The 16,600-nt window shown below is 62.0% G+C and carries 16 protein-coding genes; 11 read left to right on the top strand and 5 right to left on the bottom strand.

Annotated features, from left to right (window positions below; all coding sequences use genetic code 11):
• The first annotated feature begins 432 nt into the window (after positions 1 to 432).
• On the top strand, positions 433 to 861 hold the full coding sequence (locus A9K65_RS20520; protein ID WP_024503284.1) for a hypothetical protein: 429 nt from the start codon (positions 433 to 435) through the stop codon (positions 859 to 861).
• Between the two features lie 38 nt (positions 862 to 899).
• Here the strand turns inward: A9K65_RS20520 and A9K65_RS20515 are convergent, their stop codons facing one another.
• On the bottom strand, positions 900 to 1,580 hold the full coding sequence (locus A9K65_RS20515; protein ID WP_064993232.1) for a DsbA family protein: 681 nt from the start codon (positions 1,578 to 1,580) through the stop codon (positions 900 to 902).
• 17 nt (positions 1,581 to 1,597) lie between these two features.
• Complete coding sequence (locus A9K65_RS20510) at positions 1,598 to 3,418, bottom strand: extracellular solute-binding protein (protein ID WP_064993197.1); 1,821 nt, start codon at positions 3,416 to 3,418, stop codon at positions 1,598 to 1,600.
• 260 nt (positions 3,419 to 3,678) lie between these two features.
• Here A9K65_RS20510 and A9K65_RS20505 point away from each other — a divergent pair, with 260 nt between their 5' ends.
• Entirely contained in the window at positions 3,679 to 4,308 is a 630-nt protein-coding gene (locus A9K65_RS20505; RefSeq protein WP_013531658.1) for an invasion associated locus B family protein, read from the top strand.
• A 73-nt stretch (positions 4,309 to 4,381) separates the two neighbouring features.
• On the opposite strand, the gene hspQ is transcribed toward A9K65_RS20505, so the two are convergent.
• The gene (hspQ, locus tag A9K65_RS20500) at positions 4,382 to 4,705 is read right to left on the bottom strand and encodes a heat shock protein HspQ (RefSeq protein WP_027161605.1); all 324 of its coding nucleotides are present in this window, start codon (positions 4,703 to 4,705) and stop codon (positions 4,382 to 4,384) included.
• Positions 4,706 to 4,830: 125 nt separating this feature from the next.
• Here hspQ and A9K65_RS20495 point away from each other — a divergent pair, with 125 nt between their 5' ends.
• Positions 4,831 to 5,793: an AEC family transporter gene (locus tag A9K65_RS20495; RefSeq protein ID WP_064993198.1), complete on the top strand. Its 963-nt coding sequence runs from the start codon at positions 4,831 to 4,833 to the stop codon at positions 5,791 to 5,793.
• Here the strand turns inward: A9K65_RS20495 and A9K65_RS20490 are convergent.
• Positions 5,770 to 6,981 carry a UbiH/UbiF family hydroxylase gene (locus A9K65_RS20490; protein WP_063172148.1) on the bottom strand — a complete coding sequence of 404 codons (1,212 nt, stop codon included), beginning with the start codon at positions 6,979 to 6,981 and terminating at the stop codon, positions 5,770 to 5,772. The genes A9K65_RS20495 and A9K65_RS20490 overlap by 24 nt on opposite strands.
• A 70-nt stretch (positions 6,982 to 7,051) precedes the next feature.
• Between A9K65_RS20490 and A9K65_RS20485 the strand changes: the two genes are divergently transcribed.
• The 8 genes from A9K65_RS20485 (at position 7,052) to A9K65_RS20450 (ending at position 15,359) form a co-directional block, all read left to right on the top strand.
• Positions 7,052 to 7,990 (top strand): DUF2182 domain-containing protein, encoded by a 939-nt coding sequence (locus A9K65_RS20485; RefSeq protein ID WP_084015658.1) that lies wholly within the window; start codon positions 7,052 to 7,054, stop codon positions 7,988 to 7,990.
• Between the two features lie 14 nt (positions 7,991 to 8,004).
• A complete protein-coding gene (locus A9K65_RS20480) occupies positions 8,005 to 8,619 on the top strand; it encodes a DUF1326 domain-containing protein (protein WP_013531653.1) in 615 nt (204 codons plus the stop codon).
• Positions 8,620 to 8,642: 23 nt separating this feature from the next.
• Positions 8,643 to 9,449: a phosphatidylcholine synthase gene (gene pcsA, locus A9K65_RS20475; protein ID WP_024503276.1), complete on the top strand. Its 807-nt coding sequence runs from the start codon at positions 8,643 to 8,645 to the stop codon at positions 9,447 to 9,449.
• A 57-nt stretch (positions 9,450 to 9,506) separates the two neighbouring features.
• A complete protein-coding gene (locus tag A9K65_RS20470) occupies positions 9,507 to 10,484 on the top strand; it encodes a quinone oxidoreductase (RefSeq protein WP_064993199.1) in 978 nt (325 codons plus the stop codon).
• 133 nt (positions 10,485 to 10,617) lie between these two features.
• Positions 10,618 to 12,195 (top strand): ABC transporter ATP-binding protein, encoded by a 1,578-nt coding sequence (locus A9K65_RS20465; protein ID WP_064993200.1) that lies wholly within the window; start codon positions 10,618 to 10,620, stop codon positions 12,193 to 12,195.
• Positions 12,192 to 13,322, top strand: coding sequence for an ABC transporter permease (locus A9K65_RS20460; protein ID WP_013531649.1), 1,131 nt, complete (start codon positions 12,192 to 12,194; stop codon positions 13,320 to 13,322). The genes A9K65_RS20465 and A9K65_RS20460 overlap by 4 nt, the downstream gene beginning before the upstream one ends.
• The gene (locus tag A9K65_RS20455) at positions 13,322 to 14,242 is read left to right on the top strand and encodes an ABC transporter permease (protein ID WP_024503273.1); all 921 of its coding nucleotides are present in this window, start codon (positions 13,322 to 13,324) and stop codon (positions 14,240 to 14,242) included. The genes A9K65_RS20460 and A9K65_RS20455 overlap by 1 nt, the downstream gene beginning before the upstream one ends.
• Positions 14,243 to 14,291: 49 nt before the next feature.
• On the top strand, positions 14,292 to 15,359 hold the full coding sequence (locus tag A9K65_RS20450) for a BMP family ABC transporter substrate-binding protein (protein WP_064993201.1): 1,068 nt from the start codon (positions 14,292 to 14,294) through the stop codon (positions 15,357 to 15,359).
• Between the two features lie 47 nt (positions 15,360 to 15,406).
• Here A9K65_RS20450 and A9K65_RS20445 read toward each other — a convergent pair whose 3' ends face one another.
• Entirely contained in the window at positions 15,407 to 16,513 is a 1,107-nt protein-coding gene (locus tag A9K65_RS20445; RefSeq protein ID WP_063168007.1) for an acyltransferase, read from the bottom strand.
• Between the last annotated feature and the right edge of the window lie 87 nt (positions 16,514 to 16,600).

Genomic DNA, 16,600 nt, shown 5'->3' with positions numbered 1-16,600 from the left:
CGACCGGATTGCCCCGGCAGCCGTTGCCGTGAGGCAACAGATTACATGCTGAAATATAGCGACAACAGTCGACAAAAATCCGGATATTGCTTTTAATTTCATGTGCTTGATATATCGAGGCGTGGCGTTGGCACGGCTTCCCCTAGGGAAGGCTTTCACACGGTTTCGTGAACTCGAAATCATATCGAGCGACCGGTTTTCTCACTGTGGACGGCTCAAAGAGCTCGAAAATCTGCGGCTCGTGACTCGCCAGGATTGCCGTGGTCATCCCTGCCGGGGGCAGGAATTGACGAGAGAATCGATCGAGCGGCGCGTTCCGTCTTGTCGGATCGGCTGAGGGACTGCGTTTGACAATTCATCCGCCTGGGATTGAACCTTGCCCGGCATCGGCGACACTCATGCATGTCCGGTTCTCCAATAAGGAAGCTCCCAATGCTTGCACGCGCGGCCGCAATCCTGTCCCTCTTTGCCTTTGTACCTTTGGCGCATGCCGGCGAGCAAAGCATTCCGGCCAGCGCCGAGGGCCAGATCGAGTTCAACACGCCGTCCGGCAACATCGGCTGCATCTACACGCCCAAAGGCGGCACCGGCACCTATGAGCCGAGGGATGGCGGCCCGGAACTGAGCTGCTCGCGCGTCGAGCCGAGCTACCTTACGATTATCCTGGGTCCGAAGGGGCCAGCAACGCTGATCAAGAACCCAGGCGAGCAGGGCTGCTGCAGCGATGTCGATAAGCTTGGCTACGGCAACAGCTGGAGCGCCGGGCCGTTCTCGTGCCAGTCGTCAACCAAGGGACTGACCTGCACGGCCACGAACGGCCATGGATTTTTCATCAGCAAGGCCAAGGCGACGGCGAAGTAACGTCTGCCGCTGTCGCGGAGAGGAGAGGCCGGCCGGCCTCAGCCGGCCTTGTCCAGTTCGCCGCGCGCCTTGGCGGCCGCCACCTGGCGAATGGCATCGGCCAGCGTATCGGCATCCTGCGCGCCCATGACGGCGTATTTGTCCTCGAGCAGGAAGCACGGCACGCCAGAAATGCCCATGCGCGACGCGGTGGCGATCTCGGTGCGCACCGCCTCGACATCGGCCTCGGTCGGCAAAAGCGAGGCGACCACGGACGCATCCATGCCGGCCTCGCGCGCCGCCTCGACCAGCACGGCATGATCGCCAATGTTGGCGCCTTCCTCGAAATTCAGCTGGAACAGCCGCCGTACAAGCCTGTTCTGAATGGCTTCGCCGGCGGCCCCTGCCCAGCGGATCAGCCGGTGCGCATCCAGCGTGTTCGGCGCCACCTTGATGGCGTCGAAGGCAAAGGAAATGTCTTCCGCTTCGCCCAGCGGCTCGATGCGGGCGTGAATTTCGCGGATGCGCTCGTCGCTGCCGAATTTTGCCAGCATGTATTCGCGCCGGTCCTTGCCTTCGGGCGGAATGGTCGGATCGAGCTGGAACGGCCGCCAGCGGACATGCACGTCGACATCGCCGACGGCGGCGATTGCCCTGTCGAGCCGCTTCTGGCCGATGAAGCACCAGGGGCAGACGACATCGGACACCACATCGACGGTGATGGCGTTCAATTCGCTCATCTCGATCTCCTGATCCCTCAGTTGGGTTTGCGCCACCATGTTGGCAGTTGATATCCGAATATGGGCGTCTTTTGCGGATGTTCCAGGTAGTTCCAGTAGGCGATCCATTGCTGCGTGTTGTACTGCATCGGCACCATGTAGTTGCCGGAGATCAGCAGCCGGTCGAGAACGCGAACGGCGGCAACATAATCCTCCTTGGAGCGGGCGCGCAGCATCGCCTCGATTGCCGCGTCCACAGCCGGATCGGCGACGCCGGCGAGATTGAACGAGCCTTCCGTCCGGGCGGCAGTCGAACTCCAGCGCCCGCTCTGCTCAATGCCGGGTGACAACGAATTGTTGAAGCCGCTCGATCCGACCAAGACCTCGAAATCGAAGCGCTGCTTGCGCGACTGGATCTGATCGCCGTCGAGGCTGCGAATGGTGAGATTGATGCCGATCTTCTCCAGCGTGCGCTGGTAGATGCCGGCAAGGCGCTCCTCGTCCTGCGAAGCGGTCAGGATCTCGAAGCCGAAGGGTTTGCCTTCGGAATCGAGCATCGTTCCGTTCTGCACGTGGTAGCCGACACTTTTCAAAAGATCGAAAGCTGCCTTCAAGACGCGCCGATCCTGGCCCGATCCGTCGGTCACCGGCGGCCGCCATGTGCCGTCCATGACATCGGCCGGCACGCGGCCGGAGTAGGGCGCCAGAAGCGCTTTCTCCCTGTCGTCGGCCGGATGGCCGAGCGCGGAAAGCTCGGAATTCTGCCAGTAACTCATCGTGCGCGTGTATTTGCCGCCGAACAGGTTCTTGTTGGCCCATTCGAAGTCGTAGAGCATGCCGAGCGCGCGCCGCACGACCGGGTTGGCGAATTTCGGCAACCGCGTGTTGAACAGGAAACCGGTCACCACCGGCGGAATGCCGGTGTCGAAGGTTTCGGCGATCACGTCCCCCTTGTGGAAGGCCGGAAAATCGAGATCGCGCTCGCGCTTCACCGGATCGCTGTCGTCATCGATGGCGCAGAGGCCTTTCTTGAACGCTTCGAGCTTGGCGTTGGCGTTGAGGAAATACTCGATGGTGATCTGGTCGTAATTGTCGAAACCGCGCTTGGCGGGGACATCCTTGCCCCAATAGTCCGGGTTGCGCTTGAAGACGATGCGCTGGCCTGGCTGCACCTGCGCGATCGTATACGGACCGCTGCCGATCACCGGCTTGAGCGTCGTCCTGTCGAAAGTCTCCTTGTCGAAGGCGTGCTTCGGGATGATCGGGGTCAGCGCGATGATCAGCGGGAATTCGCGATCGGCCTTGTCGTTGAAGGTGAAACGCACGCTGTGGTCGCCGGTCTTTTCGAGCTTGGCGACCCTGGCCATGCGGTCGCTGTAAGGCGGGCGGCCTTTGTCGGTGTAGACATCATAACTGAACAGCACGTCCTCCGGCGTCACCGGCTGACCGTCCGACCATTTGGCCCTCGGATTGAGATGGAACTCGATGCTCTTGCGCTCCGGATCCATGTCGGCGCTGTCGGCCAACAAACCGTAGAGCGTGAAAGCCTCGTCGGCATTGCGCTGCATCAACGGCTCGAAGACCAGATTGCCGAAGATCGTATCCATCATGCCGCGCGCCGTGGTGCGCAGGCTCTTGAGGATGAAAGGGTTGAGATTGTCGAAGCTGCCGACGACGCAATAGGTGATCGAGCCACCCTTCGGCGCGTCGGGATTGACGTAGTTGAAATGCGTATAGTCGGGCGGCAGCGCCGGCTCGCCCTGCATGGCGATGGCGTGCTTCGGCTCCGATGCGGCCGGCTGATGCGAAAGGGCGAGAAACGATATCGCGGTGATCAGCCAAACAAGAACGCGGCCCATGACCGTCTCCTTACTGGGCGGCTTGATGATTCGGACTGCACCCTAGCATGGCGCCACCGCGCTCCGGCCAGATACATCAGCCCAAATCGCACGGCCCAAATCGCACGGCCAAGAATCGCAGGCGCCGGGCTGGATTCGGCCTCGCTTGCAGTGTAACACGCCCTCCGAAGTCATTCTGTTGCCTCATTTCGGCAACAGGTAGCTGGACCACACGGCACGAAGAAGCCGGTCCCGGGATCATTTGAGAGGAAGTGCACGACATGACGAGCCTGAACAGCAACGCGTACCGCCTGTCGGTCATGGCCGCTGGCGTGGTCGGCTTTCTCGGCGCAGGACTTCCCGCCGCTTCCGCACAGCAGCAGCAGCAGATTCCGCAAGGCTGGTTCAAGGCCTGCACCAAGCAGGAAGATGTCGACATCTGCAACGTCCAGAACATCACCACTGCCGGCAATGGCCAGCTGGTCACCGGCGTCAGCCTGATCGAGCTCAAGGGCAAGGTGAACCGCAAGGTGTTCCAGGTGACGGTTCCGACCGGCCGTCTGGTGCCTCCCGGCATCGGCCTGCAGATCGACACCGGCAAGGCGCAGAAGCTCGACTATGTGATTTGCTTCCCGGATCGTTGCGTGGCCGAAGTGCCGCTGACCGATCAGCTCGTCGCGGCATTCAAGAAAGGCCAGGCGATCACGCTGACTTCCGTCAATTTCCAGAACCAGCCCAATCCGATCAAGATCGCCCTGCAGGGCTTCAGCGGCGCCTATGACGGCCCGGCGCTGCAGCAGTCGGACATCGAGGACAGGCAGAAGAAGCTTCAGGACTTCGTCGCCAAGAACAACCAGGATTTCGCCAAGAAGCTCAAGGAAGAGCAGGACAAGGCGAAGACCGCCAACTGATCGGCCGATATCGCCGAGCCAACAAAAAAGCGGGGTTCATGCCCCGCTTTTTTTGTGATTGTCTTCCAGTAGGCTAATGCGTGGACTGCCGTTTCGGCTGGTAGCCGCCGTCCGGCCTCTTGTCGAACATCTCTTTGATCTGCGGATGCCGGACCGGCTCACCCGACTGATCCTCAAGCAGATTCTGCTCGGAGACGTAGGCGATGTATTCGGTCTCCGAATTCTCGGCGAGCAGATGATAGAAAGGCTGATCCTTGCGCGGCCGCACGTCGGCGGGGATGGCTTCGTACCATTCGTCGGTGTTGGCGAATTGCGGATCGACATCGAAAATGATGCCCCTGAATGGAAACAGCCGGTGGCGAACCACCTGTCCGATTGCGAATTTGGCTGTTTTCATCGTACTCACCACTCAATTCCTTGAGCTTATTTGGCGCAGACCGCGCATCAATTCAATCCCGAGGCGCTTGACGCCCTATTAAGCAACGGGCTAGCCCGGCGCCAGGGTTTCGGACCAGCATAAAAATGTCTGACGTCATCGGTCTTGTTCTTCCGTTCTTCGGCTTGATTTTTGTCGGGTTTCTGGTGGCGCGCATCACCAGGCAGCCGCTGGACGCGCTCGGCTGGATGAACACGTTCATCGTCTATGTCGCGCTGCCGGCACTTTTCTTCCAGCTGCTTGCCAAGACGCCGTTTGAAGACCTGACGGAATGGCGCTTCATCTTCGGTTCGGTCGTCTCGACCTTCATGATATTTTCCTTGATGTTCATGGGGTCGGTCCTGACGTCGCGCGGCGAGATAGCGCAATCGACCATCAAGGCGCTCGCGGCTGCCTATTGCAATATCGGCTATATGGGGCCGGGGCTGGCGCTGCTGGCCTTCGGCGAGGAGGCGGCTGTGCCGGTCGCCTTGATCTTCTGTTTCGAGAACATCATGCATTTCGCCATCGCGCCCATGATGATGGCGCTGTCTGGCGACGAGAAGACCACTCCTCTCCGGCTTGCGCTCGGCGTCGTGCGCAAGATCGTGCTGCATCCGTTCATCATCGCAACCACCCTGGGTGTCGGCGCCGCCTATATCGGCTTTCGACCGCCCGTGCCGGTGGAGCGATTTCTAGAATATCTTTCCCGTGCGGCCGCACCTTGCGCGCTGTTTGCCATGGGCGTCACGCTGGCGCTCAGGCCGCTCAATCGCGTCCCGCATGAGATGGTTCCGATCGCCGCGCTGAAGCTGATCCTGCACCCGTTGCTCTGTTATGTCGTGCTGAGCTGGATCGGCAATTTCTCTGAGACATGGGTCTTCTCGGCGGTGCTTCTGGCCGCATTGCCGACCGCCACGAACGTCTTCGTCATCGCCCAGCAGTATGGCGTCTGGGTACAGCGAGCGTCGGCCAGTGTGCTGATCACAACCTGCCTGTCGGTCGTGACCGTTACCGGGCTGCTCTACCTGATCCGGCACAATATCCTAGCGCCGGACCTGTTTCCCTAATCCGCCGGCAAGCGCGGCAAAACCACTGCCGGGACGAAGCCCCTCGCGCATGAAAAAAGCCCGAAGCGGCGCGAAGCCTCCGAGCACGCCGAGCCCGGCAACGCGGGCCATCTGCGCCGGCAGCATGTCGGAAAGCAGCGACATGTTGAGCAGGTTGACCGCGCTGCTGCGCGCCAGAATGTCGGGGCGGCGCTTGAAATCGTAGGCTGCAAGCGCCTTGGCTGCGCCCGGATCGGATCGATTTTCACATGCGATTCCAATTAGATCGTCGACGTCTCTGATGCCGAGGTTGAGGCCTTGCGCACCGATCGGCGGAAACACATGGGCGGCTTCGCCGACCAGCGCCACCCGATCCCTTGCGAAACGCAGCGGCGTCACCGCCGATAGCGGGTAGATCTGCCGGCCCGGCTCGACAGCCACCCGGCCCAGCATCGACTGCATCTGCTGTTCGACCCGCTGAGAAAGTGTCGCATCGTCCAGCGCGGCGAGCTCGGTCGCGGTCTCGGGCTTGACCACCCAGACCAGGCTGGAGCGATTGCCGGGCAGCGGGACCTGCGTGAACGGACCGGTCTCGGTGTGGAATTCGGTCGAGGTGAAGGCGTGGTCGCCGCTATGGCCGAAATTGAGGACGAGAGCTGCCTGCGGATAGGAGCGGGCCGAAGTCGAGATGCCGGCTGCCTGGCGCGCTGGTGACAACCGCCCATCGGCGGCGACCGCCAGCGCTGCGTCGACCGTGCTGCCGTCGGTCAGGACGGCACGGACGTGCTCGGCATCGAGATGCCAGTTCGCCACCATCGACCTCAGCCAGTCGATGCCGGCATGCGCGGCAACGGCGCCGGCGAGTGCCGGGGTGAGGACGCTGTTGGGAAGGTTCAGCCCGAATTCATCCTCGTCGATCTCGCTGGCACGGAAGGTGACGACCGGGCTGCGGATCAGCCGGCTGGTGGCGTCGACGATGCGCATCACTTTCAGAGGCGCCGCCTTGGATATGACGGCTTCGAGCACGCCGAGCCGGTCGAGCACTTTCAAGGCAGGGTTCATCAGGGCCGTCGTGCGACCATCGGGGGCGGTAACCTCCGGCCCGACCAGTGTCACCGGGAAACCTTCGGCGGCAAAACCCAGTGCCGCGATCAGCCCTGCCGGCCCCGTGCCGGCAACCAGTATCCGCGCAGTTTGCTGATGCTCCAAGATCGGCTTCCGGCTTGCAATGCGAGGCGGTCCACCCGACCTGCCGTTCGATCAGCATATAGGTCAGATCATGCCGCTTGATCAACGCGGCGATTCGGCCCATTCGGATGTCATGACCGGTCAGCAGGACGACTTCAGCCATCTCGACCGCGCCGGCCGCGCCGTGGCCGGCATCGCGCGCAATCCCCGGGTGACGGTAAACGTCGTTGTCGGCGCTTGCATCCTGCTTGCATGGCTGTCTCTTGCGGCGATGGCAATCCGCGGGGCTGAGACAGGGATTGCGGGCGTCGGCGCCCCTGGCGACACGATCCTTCGCAGCCTGCCGCAACTGCCGCTGCCCTATTTCCTGGAACGGTTCTTTGTGCTGTGCCTCTCACCGGTGCCTTTGGACGCAGGTCTCGGCTTGCGGGCCGGCGCGCTCGTTTCGATGTGGTTCCTGATGGCGATCGCGACGATGCTGCCTTCGGCGGCGCCGATGATACGCACCTATTGCGAGATCGCTGACACGGCACGCATCAAGGGCGAACCGGTCGTTCACCCGCTGCTGCTGGTCGCCGGCTATCTCAGCGTCTGGCTCGCCGCTTCAATTGCGTTCGCGGCGCTGACCTTGGCCGTCCATGCATTCGCTTCGTCAGCCGGGATTCTCGATCCGGTCGTCGGCATTGCCGGTGCGCTCGCTCTGCTGATTGCCGGCCTCTACCAGTTCAGCGGCCTGAAGGAAGCTTGCCTGAAGAAATGCAAGAACCCGTTCTCGATCCTTTTCGCGAGCTGGAGCGCAAGGCCCCTTAACATCTTTCGGCTCGGTGTCGCGCAAGGTCTGTGGTGTCTGGGCTGCTGCTGGGCCTTGATGCTGGTGATGTTCGCCGTTGGCATCATGAACGTTTTCTGGATGGCGTTGATCGGCCTGTTCACCCTGATCGAAAAACAAACGGCCAGCAGGGTTCCAACCCGGCTGGCCGGTGCGATACTGCTTGTCTGGGCAGCCGCGCTGCTAGTAGTCTCGCTGTGAGTGGGGGAAAATCGATGGCAGACCAGAGCTGGGCGATGAAGGGAGAGCTCGTACTCTCCTGCAATTGCACGGTTTTTTGCCCTTGCGTGCTCTCGCTTGGCAATCATCCGCCGACCGAAGGCTATTGCCAGACATGGGCCGGGTTTCGCATCGATGCCGGCCATTTCGGTGAGGTCGATCTGTCCGGGCTCAATCTTGGGCTGATCATGGAAATCCCAGGCTATATGAGCCGCGGCAACTGGACCGCGGGCCTGTTCATCGACAGCCGCGCCTCTGTCTATGCGGTCAAGGCGCTGACAAAGATCTTCACGGGCAAGGCAGGTGGAACCACATCGCTGCTCTCAATCCTCGTCGGCAAATTCCTCGGTGTCGAGCAGGTGCCGATCACCTATGAGACGCGTGACAAAACGCGTATCTTCCAGATACCCAGGATTATCGACGGAGCGGTCACACCCATCCAAGGCAAGGACCGTGACAAGGATACGGTGATCAGCAATTCGGAATACTGGATCGCGCCCGAGATCATCGTGGCCAGGTCCGACAAGAGCAAGATGCGGGCTTTTGGCCGCAACTGGAATTTCGCCGGCCGTTCGGCCGAAATCTGCAAGCTGGATTGGCGGGGCCCGTGAGCAAGAACACAACGGCCAGGAATTTGGCAGCACGAAAAGCCGCCAAAAAGATCACGGACCGGATTCCGCGCCCGAAGAAGAAGGTCACCTGGCCGCAGGCGAGGGCGTTCTCCGTCCACCTTTTGACCGCCTCGGGGTCGTTCCTGGCCTTCCTGTCGCTCGTGGCGGCAAGTGAAGAGCGCTGGACCGCAATGTTCTGGTGGCTCGGGCTGGCCCTGTTCGTCGACGGCATCGATGGGCCGATCGCACGCAAGCTCGAGGTCAAGGAGATCCTGCCGACATGGTCGGGCGAACTGCTCGACAACATCATCGACTACGTGACCTACGTGCTGATCCCGGCCTTCGCGCTCTATCAGCGCGGCTTCATGGGCGAGGGCCTGTCATTCCTGTCGGCGGCGATCATCGTCGTTTCCAGCGCCATCTACTATGCCGACACCGGCATGAAGACGAAGGAGAATTTCTTCAAGGGATTCCCGGTGGTCTGGAACATGGTGGTGTTCACCCTGTTCGTCATCGAGCCCGGACAATGGGTTTCGTTCGCGGTGGTGGTGGTGGCCGGCGTCCTGACTTTCGTGCCGATCAACTTCATCCACCCGGTGCGGGTGGTGCGGCTGCGGCGCATCAACCTTGGGATGACCCTGTTGTGGTGCGCTTTCGGCGCGCTTGCCCTGGCCCAAGCGGCACTCGCCGCCTTCTACGATCAGATCGGCGTGCTGGGCGAGCAGGTCAGCACCTTCACCAAGATCGGCATCACCATCACCGGGCTTTATCTTGCCTGCATCGGTGGCATCATGCAGTTCTTTCCCAATCTCGGTGCCAAAAAGGCCTGATCGGCCACTCCCACAGGGAGCCTGGCCCCACAAGCCTAGCCCACAGGAAGCCTAGCAATGTCCAAAGCGATCCGCATTCATGCCAATGGCGGCCCGGAAGTTCTGACCTATGAGGACGCTGATCCCGGCCAGCCTGGATCCGGGCAGATCCTGGTCCGGCACACCGCGATCGGCCTCAATTTCATCGATGTCTACCATCGCTCCGGTCTCTATCCGCCACCCGGCGGCTTCCCGCTCGTGCTAGGCAGCGAAGCCGCCGGCGTGGTGCTGGAGGTCGGCCATGGCGTCGACTGGCTGAATCCGGGCGATCGCATCGCCTATGCCGTGACGACGGGGGCTTACGCGCAAGAACGCGTCATCGATGCCAGCCGCGTGGTCAAGGTTCCGGATGGCATCAGCGACGAACAGGCCGCAGCGATGATGCTGAAGGGCATGACCGCGGAATATCTGCTGCGGCGGACGTTCAAGGTGAAGGCCGGCGACACGATCCTGTTCCATGCCGCTGCAGGCGGCGTCGGCCTGATCCTCGGCCAATGGGCAAAACATCTCGGCGCCACCGTCATCGGCACCGCCAGCTCGTCCGACAAGATCGAGCTCGCCAGGGCGCATGGTTTCGATCACGTCATCAACTACAAGGAACAGGATTTCGTCGCCGGCGTCGCCGCCATCACCGGCGGCAAGAAATGCGATGTCGTCTACGATTCGGTCGGCAACGACACGTTTCCGGCTTCGCTCGACTGCCTGCGGCCGCTCGGCATGTTCGTCAGCTTTGGCCAGTCCTCGGGACCTATACCGCCGTTCAGCATGTCGTTGCTGGCACAGAAGGGCTCGTTGTTCGCAACAAGGCCGACACTGTTCGTCTACAACGCAAAACGCGAGGACCTCGACGCTTCTGCTGCCGCCCTGTTCGAGGTCGTGCTCAGCGGCGCGGTCGAGATCAAGATCAACCAGCGCTACGCGCTGAAGGACGCCGGCAAGGCGCATTCCGACCTCGAGGGCCGCAGGACCACAGGGACGACCATTCTCATCCCTTAGTTCGTTCTGCCTTGCTATCCCTTGAATTTCCGCTGAAATTCTTGAAGCTCTTTCAAGACGTGTGCCGCTTTCCGATGAGAGCCGGCCGCGCCTACCATGCCTGCGGGAACACAGAACATGTCTGGCTAACCAGATGGGAGGCACTGTGAGTGCAAATCAGGACGGCACGAACCTGCTTGAGGTGCGTGGCCTCACCAAGATATTCGGCACGCTGACGGCGTGCGATCATATCGATCTCGACATCGCCAGGGGTGAGATCCACGCCTTACTCGGCGAAAACGGCGCCGGCAAGTCGACGCTGGTCAAGATGCTTTTCGGCTCGCTGGAGCCCAATGCCGGCGAGATCTTCTGGAACGGTCAGGCCGTCAGGATTTCCAGCCCGGGCGTCGCGAAAAAGCTCGGCATCGGCATGGTGTTCCAGCATTTTTCGCTGTTCGAGGCGCTGACCGCGGCCGAAAACATCGCGCTGTCGCTGGACGACGGCTCACCGATCAGCAGCATCGCTGCGAAGGCGAGGGCGCTTTCCTTCAGCTATGGCCTGCCGCTCGACCCTGAATCGCTGGTCGGCGACCTGTCGGTGGGCGAGCGCCAGCGCATCGAAATCATCCGCTGCCTGCTGCAGACGCCGCAGCTCATCATCCTGGACGAACCGACCTCGGTGTTGACGCCGCAGGAAGCCGACAAGCTGTTCGAGACGCTGGAGCGCCTGCGCTCGGAAGGCAAATCCATCCTCTACATCTCGCACCGGCTCGAAGAGGTCAAACGCATCTGCGACCGCGCCACCGTGCTGCGCCACGGCAAGGTGGTCGGCCATTGCAATCCGCGTGAGGAAACAGCCTCTTCGCTGGCGCGAATGATGGTCGGCAACGAGGTGCAGGCCGTGGTGCGCGCGCCGGTCGAGGGCATCGACAAGGCGCAGCCGCTGCTCGAAATCCGCAATCTCAGCCGCAAACCGGCAACGCCGTTCTCGATCCCGCTCAGGGGCATCAACCTGAACGTCCGCGCCAGCGAGGTGATCGGCATCGCCGGCGTCGCCGGCAATGGTCAGGGCGAGTTCTTCGAATCCGTTTCAGGCGAAGTGCTGCAGCAGGATGCCGCCTCGGTGCGCATTCGCGGCAAGGATTCGGGAAGCCTCACCATCACCGGACGACGCCTGCTGGGCGCTGCCTTCGTGCCGGAGGAACGCCTCGGCCACGGTGCCGCACCGCGCATGAAGCTTTCCGAAAACCTGCTGCTGTCGCGCCATGCCACCGACGGCAAGGCGTTCGTCGGTTCCGGCGGAATGGTCAAGAGCGCCGCCATCCAGGCCGCGTCCCAACGCATCATCGAGGCGATGGACGTGCGCAAGAGCGCGCCGGATCCGGAGGCCGCGGCTCTTTCGGGCGGCAATCTGCAGAAATTCATCGTCGGCCGCGAACTCGACCGCCGGCCAAGCGTCATGGTGGTGAACCAGCCGACCTGGGGCGTCGATGCGGGCGCTGCCGCCCACATCCGCCAGGCCTTGATCGAGTTGTCGCGCAGCGGATCGGCGGTGCTGGTGATCAGCCAGGATCTCGACGAGCTGTTCGAGATATCGGATGCGATCGCGGTCATGCACAATGGCGAGTTGTCGAAGCCGATGCCGATCGCCGAAGCGACCTTCGAGAAGGTCGGCTTGCTGATGGGTGGCGCCGAACCCGGTCACGCCGAACACACGTTGGAGACGGCATGATGCGCCTCGAACTCGTCAAACGCCCGCAGCGCTCCATGCTGTTTTCGGCCCTGTCGCCGTTCATCGCCTTCGCGCTGACCATCATTGCCGGGGCCGTCATGTTCGCACTGCTCGGCGTCAATCCGCTGACTGCGTTCAACATCTATTTCATCGAGCCGATCAGCCAAATCTGGCAGTTGCATGAGCTGGCGATCAAGGCCGCGCCGCTCATCCTGATCGCCGTCGGCCTGTCGGTTTGCTACAAGGCCAACATCTGGAACATCGGCGCCGAAGGCCAGTTCATCCTCGGCGGCATCGTTGGCTCGATGCTTCCAGTACTGTTTCCGCAGTTCGAAGGCCCGCTGGTGCTGCCGTTGATGCTGTTGCTCGGCATGGTCGGAGGTGCGGCCTATGCGGCGATCCCGGCTCTGCTCAAGACGCGCTTCGGCACCAACGAGATCCTGACCAGCCTGATGCTGGTCTATGTCGCGCAACTTTTCCTTGACTGGCTGGTGCGCGGCCCCTGGCGCGATCCGCAGGGCCATGGCTTCCCGCAGACCATCCAGTTCAACGATTCGGCCGTGTTGCCGGAACTGATGCCGGATGCCGGACGGGCAAACTGGGGTTTTGTCTTCGCGCTGGTCGCCGCGGTGCTGGTCTGGATCCTGATGAGCCGCATGCTGAAAGGTTTCGAGGTGCGCGTGCTGGGCTCGAGCCCGCGGGCAGGACGCTTCGCCGGCTTCGGCCTCAACCGGATGGTGTTCTTCGCCTTCCTGCTGTCGGGCGCGCTGGCGGGACTTGCCGGCATCTCGGAGGTCTCGGGCGCCATCGGCCAGCTGCAGCCCGTCATTTCGCCCGGCTACGGCTTCACCGCCATCATCGTGGCGTTCCTCGGCCGGCTCAACCCGCTTGGCATCGTTGCCGCCGGACTGGTGCTGGCACTGACCTATCTCGGCGGCGAAGCAGTGCAGAGCGCGCTCGGCATCTCCGACAAGGTGGCGCGGGTGTTCCAGGGCATGCTTTTGTTCTTCGTGCTCGGCTGCGACACGCTCATCCACTACCGCATTCGCCTGGTCGGCCTGGCGCTGACCAAACCGGAAGGCGTGGCCAAACTCGAAGCCGCACCGAAGCTGAAGGAAGCCCGTTGATGGACATCACCGTAAACATCCTTCTGACCATCGCCACCGCGGCAACGCCGCTGCTGATCGCGGCAATCGGTGAGCTGGTGGTCGAGCGCTCCGGCGTACTCAATCTCGGCGTCGAAGGCATGATGATCATGGGCGCCGTCGGCGGCTTCGGCGCAACCTATCTCACCGGATCGCCCTGGATCGGCCTTTTGGCGGCCATTGCCATGGGCGCGGTGTTCTCGCTGCTGTTTGCCGTCATGACGCTGTCGCTGGCCACCAATCAGGTGGCGACCGGCCTGTCGCTGACGCTGCTCGGCCTTGGCCTGTCGGGCATGATGGGCACCAGCTTCGTCGGCCAGCCCGGCGAAAGGCTGCCCAACCTCGACATTCCCGGCTTGACGGAAATCCCTGTGGTCGGCAGGCTGCTGTTTGGCCAGGATCCGATCTTCTACATTTCGATCGCGCTGACCGCCGCCGTCATGTGGTTCCTGTTCAAGACCCGCACCGGGCTGACGCTGCGTTCGATCGGCGACAGCCACACCTCGGCGCATGCGCTTGGCATCAAGGTCATCCGCTACCGATACCTCGCGGTCATCTTCGGCGGCGCCTGTGCCGGTCTCGCCGGCGGCCATCTCTCGCTGGTCTACACGCCGCAATGGGTGGAGAACATGAGCGCCGGCCGCGGCTGGATCGCGCTGGCGCTGGTGGTGTTCGCCTCCTGGCGGCCATGGCGGGTGCTGGCCGGCGCCTACATCTTCGGCGCGGTGTGGATCGGCCAGCTTCATGCACAGGCTTTTGGCATTCCAGTGCCCTCACAGTTCCTTTCTTCGCTGCCCTATCTGGCAACCGTCGTGGTTCTCGTTCTAATCTCGCGCAACAAGCGTCTGACGATGATGAACACGCCGGCTTCCTTGGGGCAGCCATTCGTTCCGGATCGTTGACAACAAAAACAAACGGGAAGCTCCAAGGCTAACTCAGAGAGGTAACACGATGAAAAAACTGCTTATTGCCCTGATGACCACGACCGCCGCCATGTCGCTGGCAGCGACGGCCGAGGCCGCGGACAAGCTGAAGGCCTGCTGGGTCTACACCGGCCCGATCGGCGATTTTGGCTATTCCTACCAGCACGACCAGGGCCGTCTCGAAGTGGAGAAGGCGCTCGGCGACAAGGTCGAAACCGCCTATCTTGAAAACGTCTCGGAAGGCCCCGACGCCGACCGCGCTTTCGAGCGCCTGGCACGCGAAGGCTGCAAGATCATTTTCGGCACCTCCTTCGGCTTCATGGACCCGGAAGTGAAGGTCGCCAAGAAATTCCCGAAGGTGATGTTCGAGCACGCCACCGGCTACAAGACATCTGACAATCTCGGCATCTACAATGCGCGTTTCTATGAAGGCCGTTATGTGCTCGGCCAGATCGCCGCCAAGGAATCGAAGGCAGGCGTTGCCGGCTACATCGTTTCCTTCCCGATCCCGGAAGTGGTGATGGGCATCAACTCCTTCATGCTCGGCGCGCAGTCGATCAACCCGAACTTCAAGGCCAAGATCGTCTGGGTGAATTCCTGGTTCGATCCGGGCAAGGAAGCCGACGCCGCCAAGGCGCTGTTCGACCAGGGTGCCGACATTATCGTCCAGCACACCGATTCGACCGCTGCCCTGCAGGTGGCCGAGGAGCGCAAGCTGCACGGCTTCGGCCAGTCCTCCGACATGATCAAGTTCGCGCCGAACGCGCAGCTGACCTCGCTTACCGACGAATGGGGTCCCTATTACATCAGCCGGGTCCAGGCAGCCCTCGACGGCACCTGGAAGCCGGACAATGTCTGGCTTGGCATCAAGGACGGCGCGGTCAAGCTCGCCCCCTACACCAACATGCCCGACGACGTGAAGGCGATGGCGGAGGCCACCGAGAAGAAGATCGCCGGCGGCTGGAACCCCTTCACCGGGCCGATCGCCAAGCAAGACGGCACGCTGTGGCTGAAGGATGGCGAAGTCGCCGATGACGGCACGCTGCTCGGCATGAATTTTTATGTGAAGGGTGTCGACGACAAGCTGCCGCAGTAAGCAGCGCAAGAGATCGAAATGAGGAGGGCGCCGCGAGGCGCCCTTTTTCATTCGGCGGGCTGCGCTCCGGCTGAGACGCGACGAAACCGTGCCAGGCCAGCATCGACCGCGCGGCCGAGCCAAATCCTCAGCAACCGCTGTGCGGGTCGTTCGCAGGCGCGCCAGATTGCCCACGAAACGAAAAGCATAAGTGCGCCGCAGCCAAAGGCGGCAAACCATTTGCCGATAAGGGGCGTTGCCGCATTGATGACGAGATAGCCGATGTCCTGGTGCAGCAAATAGAGCGGATAGGTCAGCCCGCCCAGCGCCAGGGTGAGCCCCGACGCCCTGATACGGCCGCGCAGCAGCACCGCACCGATCAAGGCCGCGTGCATGACGACGTTGGCGATGACCAGATTGGCCGACGAAACGGCAATGCCGTAGTGGCCAAGCATCCAGTGCTGCGTCACCGACAGCGTGCCGCAGGAGATCAGGAACGCGGCGGCAAGCAGCAGCATTGCAGGCAGTGAACGGCCATGCGCATGCAGGTGGTGGACCAGCACGCCGGCGGCGAAGAACGGTCCAAACTCGGTGATGAACAGCAGCCTGGCGGCACCGCTGCCGATGAAGAACTCGTTCAAGGCCGAGATCGCCAGCCAGATCAAGATCAGCTCCAGCTTGCGTTTCTGAAACAGCCCGGTGAGCAGCGCCAGCGTCACCCAGCCGTAGAACACCAGCTCAAGAACGATCGACCAGTAGACGCCGTCCATGAAGGGCTGGCCGAACGCCGGCGCGAACATCGACAGATTGGCGGCATACTGAACGAAAGAGGCCGAAAGCAGCGGCGACCCGGCAAGGAAGACAATCGCGAAGGTGATCGTCATGCAGAGCAGGAAGCCCGGATAGAGGCGAACGAACCGCGCGACCGCAAACTGGTCCCAACTGCGGTTTTCCGCCGACCAGGCAATGACGAAACCGCTGATCAGGAAGAACAGATTGACGCCGAGATAGCCGTAGAGGGCGAACGGTGCCGCAAGCGGATAACCCTCAGCCAGAATGCCCTCGGCAGCCGCGCCGCGAAAGAAATAGTGGAAGAACACGACAGCCATCGCCGCGACCAGCCTGAGCAGGTCCAGCGTCGCAATGTAATTTTGTTCCGCAGGTCTGGTGTTCATCCGCATTTCCCGCATCTACGGTCGGCAAACCATAGAGCGGATCGCGGCTGAGCGGGTTAAGAGGCCTAGATTATCGCCAGATGTAGT

The organism is Mesorhizobium sp. WSM1497, assembly GCF_001672455.2.
Taxonomy (GTDB): domain Bacteria; phylum Pseudomonadota; class Alphaproteobacteria; order Rhizobiales; family Rhizobiaceae; genus Mesorhizobium; species Mesorhizobium ciceri.
This window is presented reverse-complemented; position numbering and strand designations above follow the sequence as displayed.

Excerpts from the sequence above, each read along its gene's own strand:
- A9K65_RS20520 (WP_024503284.1), top strand. The coding sequence starts at position 433 with ATGCTTGCACGCGCGGCCGCAATCCTGTCCCTCTTTGCCTTTGTACCT.
- A9K65_RS20515 (WP_064993232.1), bottom strand. The coding sequence starts at position 1,580 with ATGAGCGAATTGAACGCCATCACCGTCGATGTGGTGTCCGATGTCGTC.
- A9K65_RS20510 (WP_064993197.1), bottom strand. The coding sequence starts at position 3,418 with ATGGGCCGCGTTCTTGTTTGGCTGATCACCGCGATATCGTTTCTCGCC.
- A9K65_RS20505 (WP_013531658.1), top strand. The coding sequence starts at position 3,679 with ATGACGAGCCTGAACAGCAACGCGTACCGCCTGTCGGTCATGGCCGCT.
- hspQ (WP_027161605.1), bottom strand. The coding sequence starts at position 4,705 with ATGAAAACAGCCAAATTCGCAATCGGACAGGTGGTTCGCCACCGGCTG.
- A9K65_RS20495 (WP_064993198.1), top strand. The coding sequence starts at position 4,831 with ATGTCTGACGTCATCGGTCTTGTTCTTCCGTTCTTCGGCTTGATTTTT.
- A9K65_RS20485 (WP_084015658.1), top strand. The coding sequence starts at position 7,052 with ATGCCGCTTGATCAACGCGGCGATTCGGCCCATTCGGATGTCATGACC.
- A9K65_RS20480 (WP_013531653.1), top strand. The coding sequence starts at position 8,005 with ATGGCAGACCAGAGCTGGGCGATGAAGGGAGAGCTCGTACTCTCCTGC.
- A9K65_RS20470 (WP_064993199.1), top strand. The coding sequence starts at position 9,507 with ATGTCCAAAGCGATCCGCATTCATGCCAATGGCGGCCCGGAAGTTCTG.
- A9K65_RS20465 (WP_064993200.1), top strand. The coding sequence starts at position 10,618 with ATGGGAGGCACTGTGAGTGCAAATCAGGACGGCACGAACCTGCTTGAG.
- A9K65_RS20460 (WP_013531649.1), top strand. The coding sequence starts at position 12,192 with ATGATGCGCCTCGAACTCGTCAAACGCCCGCAGCGCTCCATGCTGTTT.
- A9K65_RS20455 (WP_024503273.1), top strand. The coding sequence starts at position 13,322 with ATGGACATCACCGTAAACATCCTTCTGACCATCGCCACCGCGGCAACG.
- A9K65_RS20450 (WP_064993201.1), top strand. The coding sequence starts at position 14,292 with ATGAAAAAACTGCTTATTGCCCTGATGACCACGACCGCCGCCATGTCG.
- A9K65_RS20445 (WP_063168007.1), bottom strand. The coding sequence starts at position 16,513 with ATGAACACCAGACCTGCGGAACAAAATTACATTGCGACGCTGGACCTG.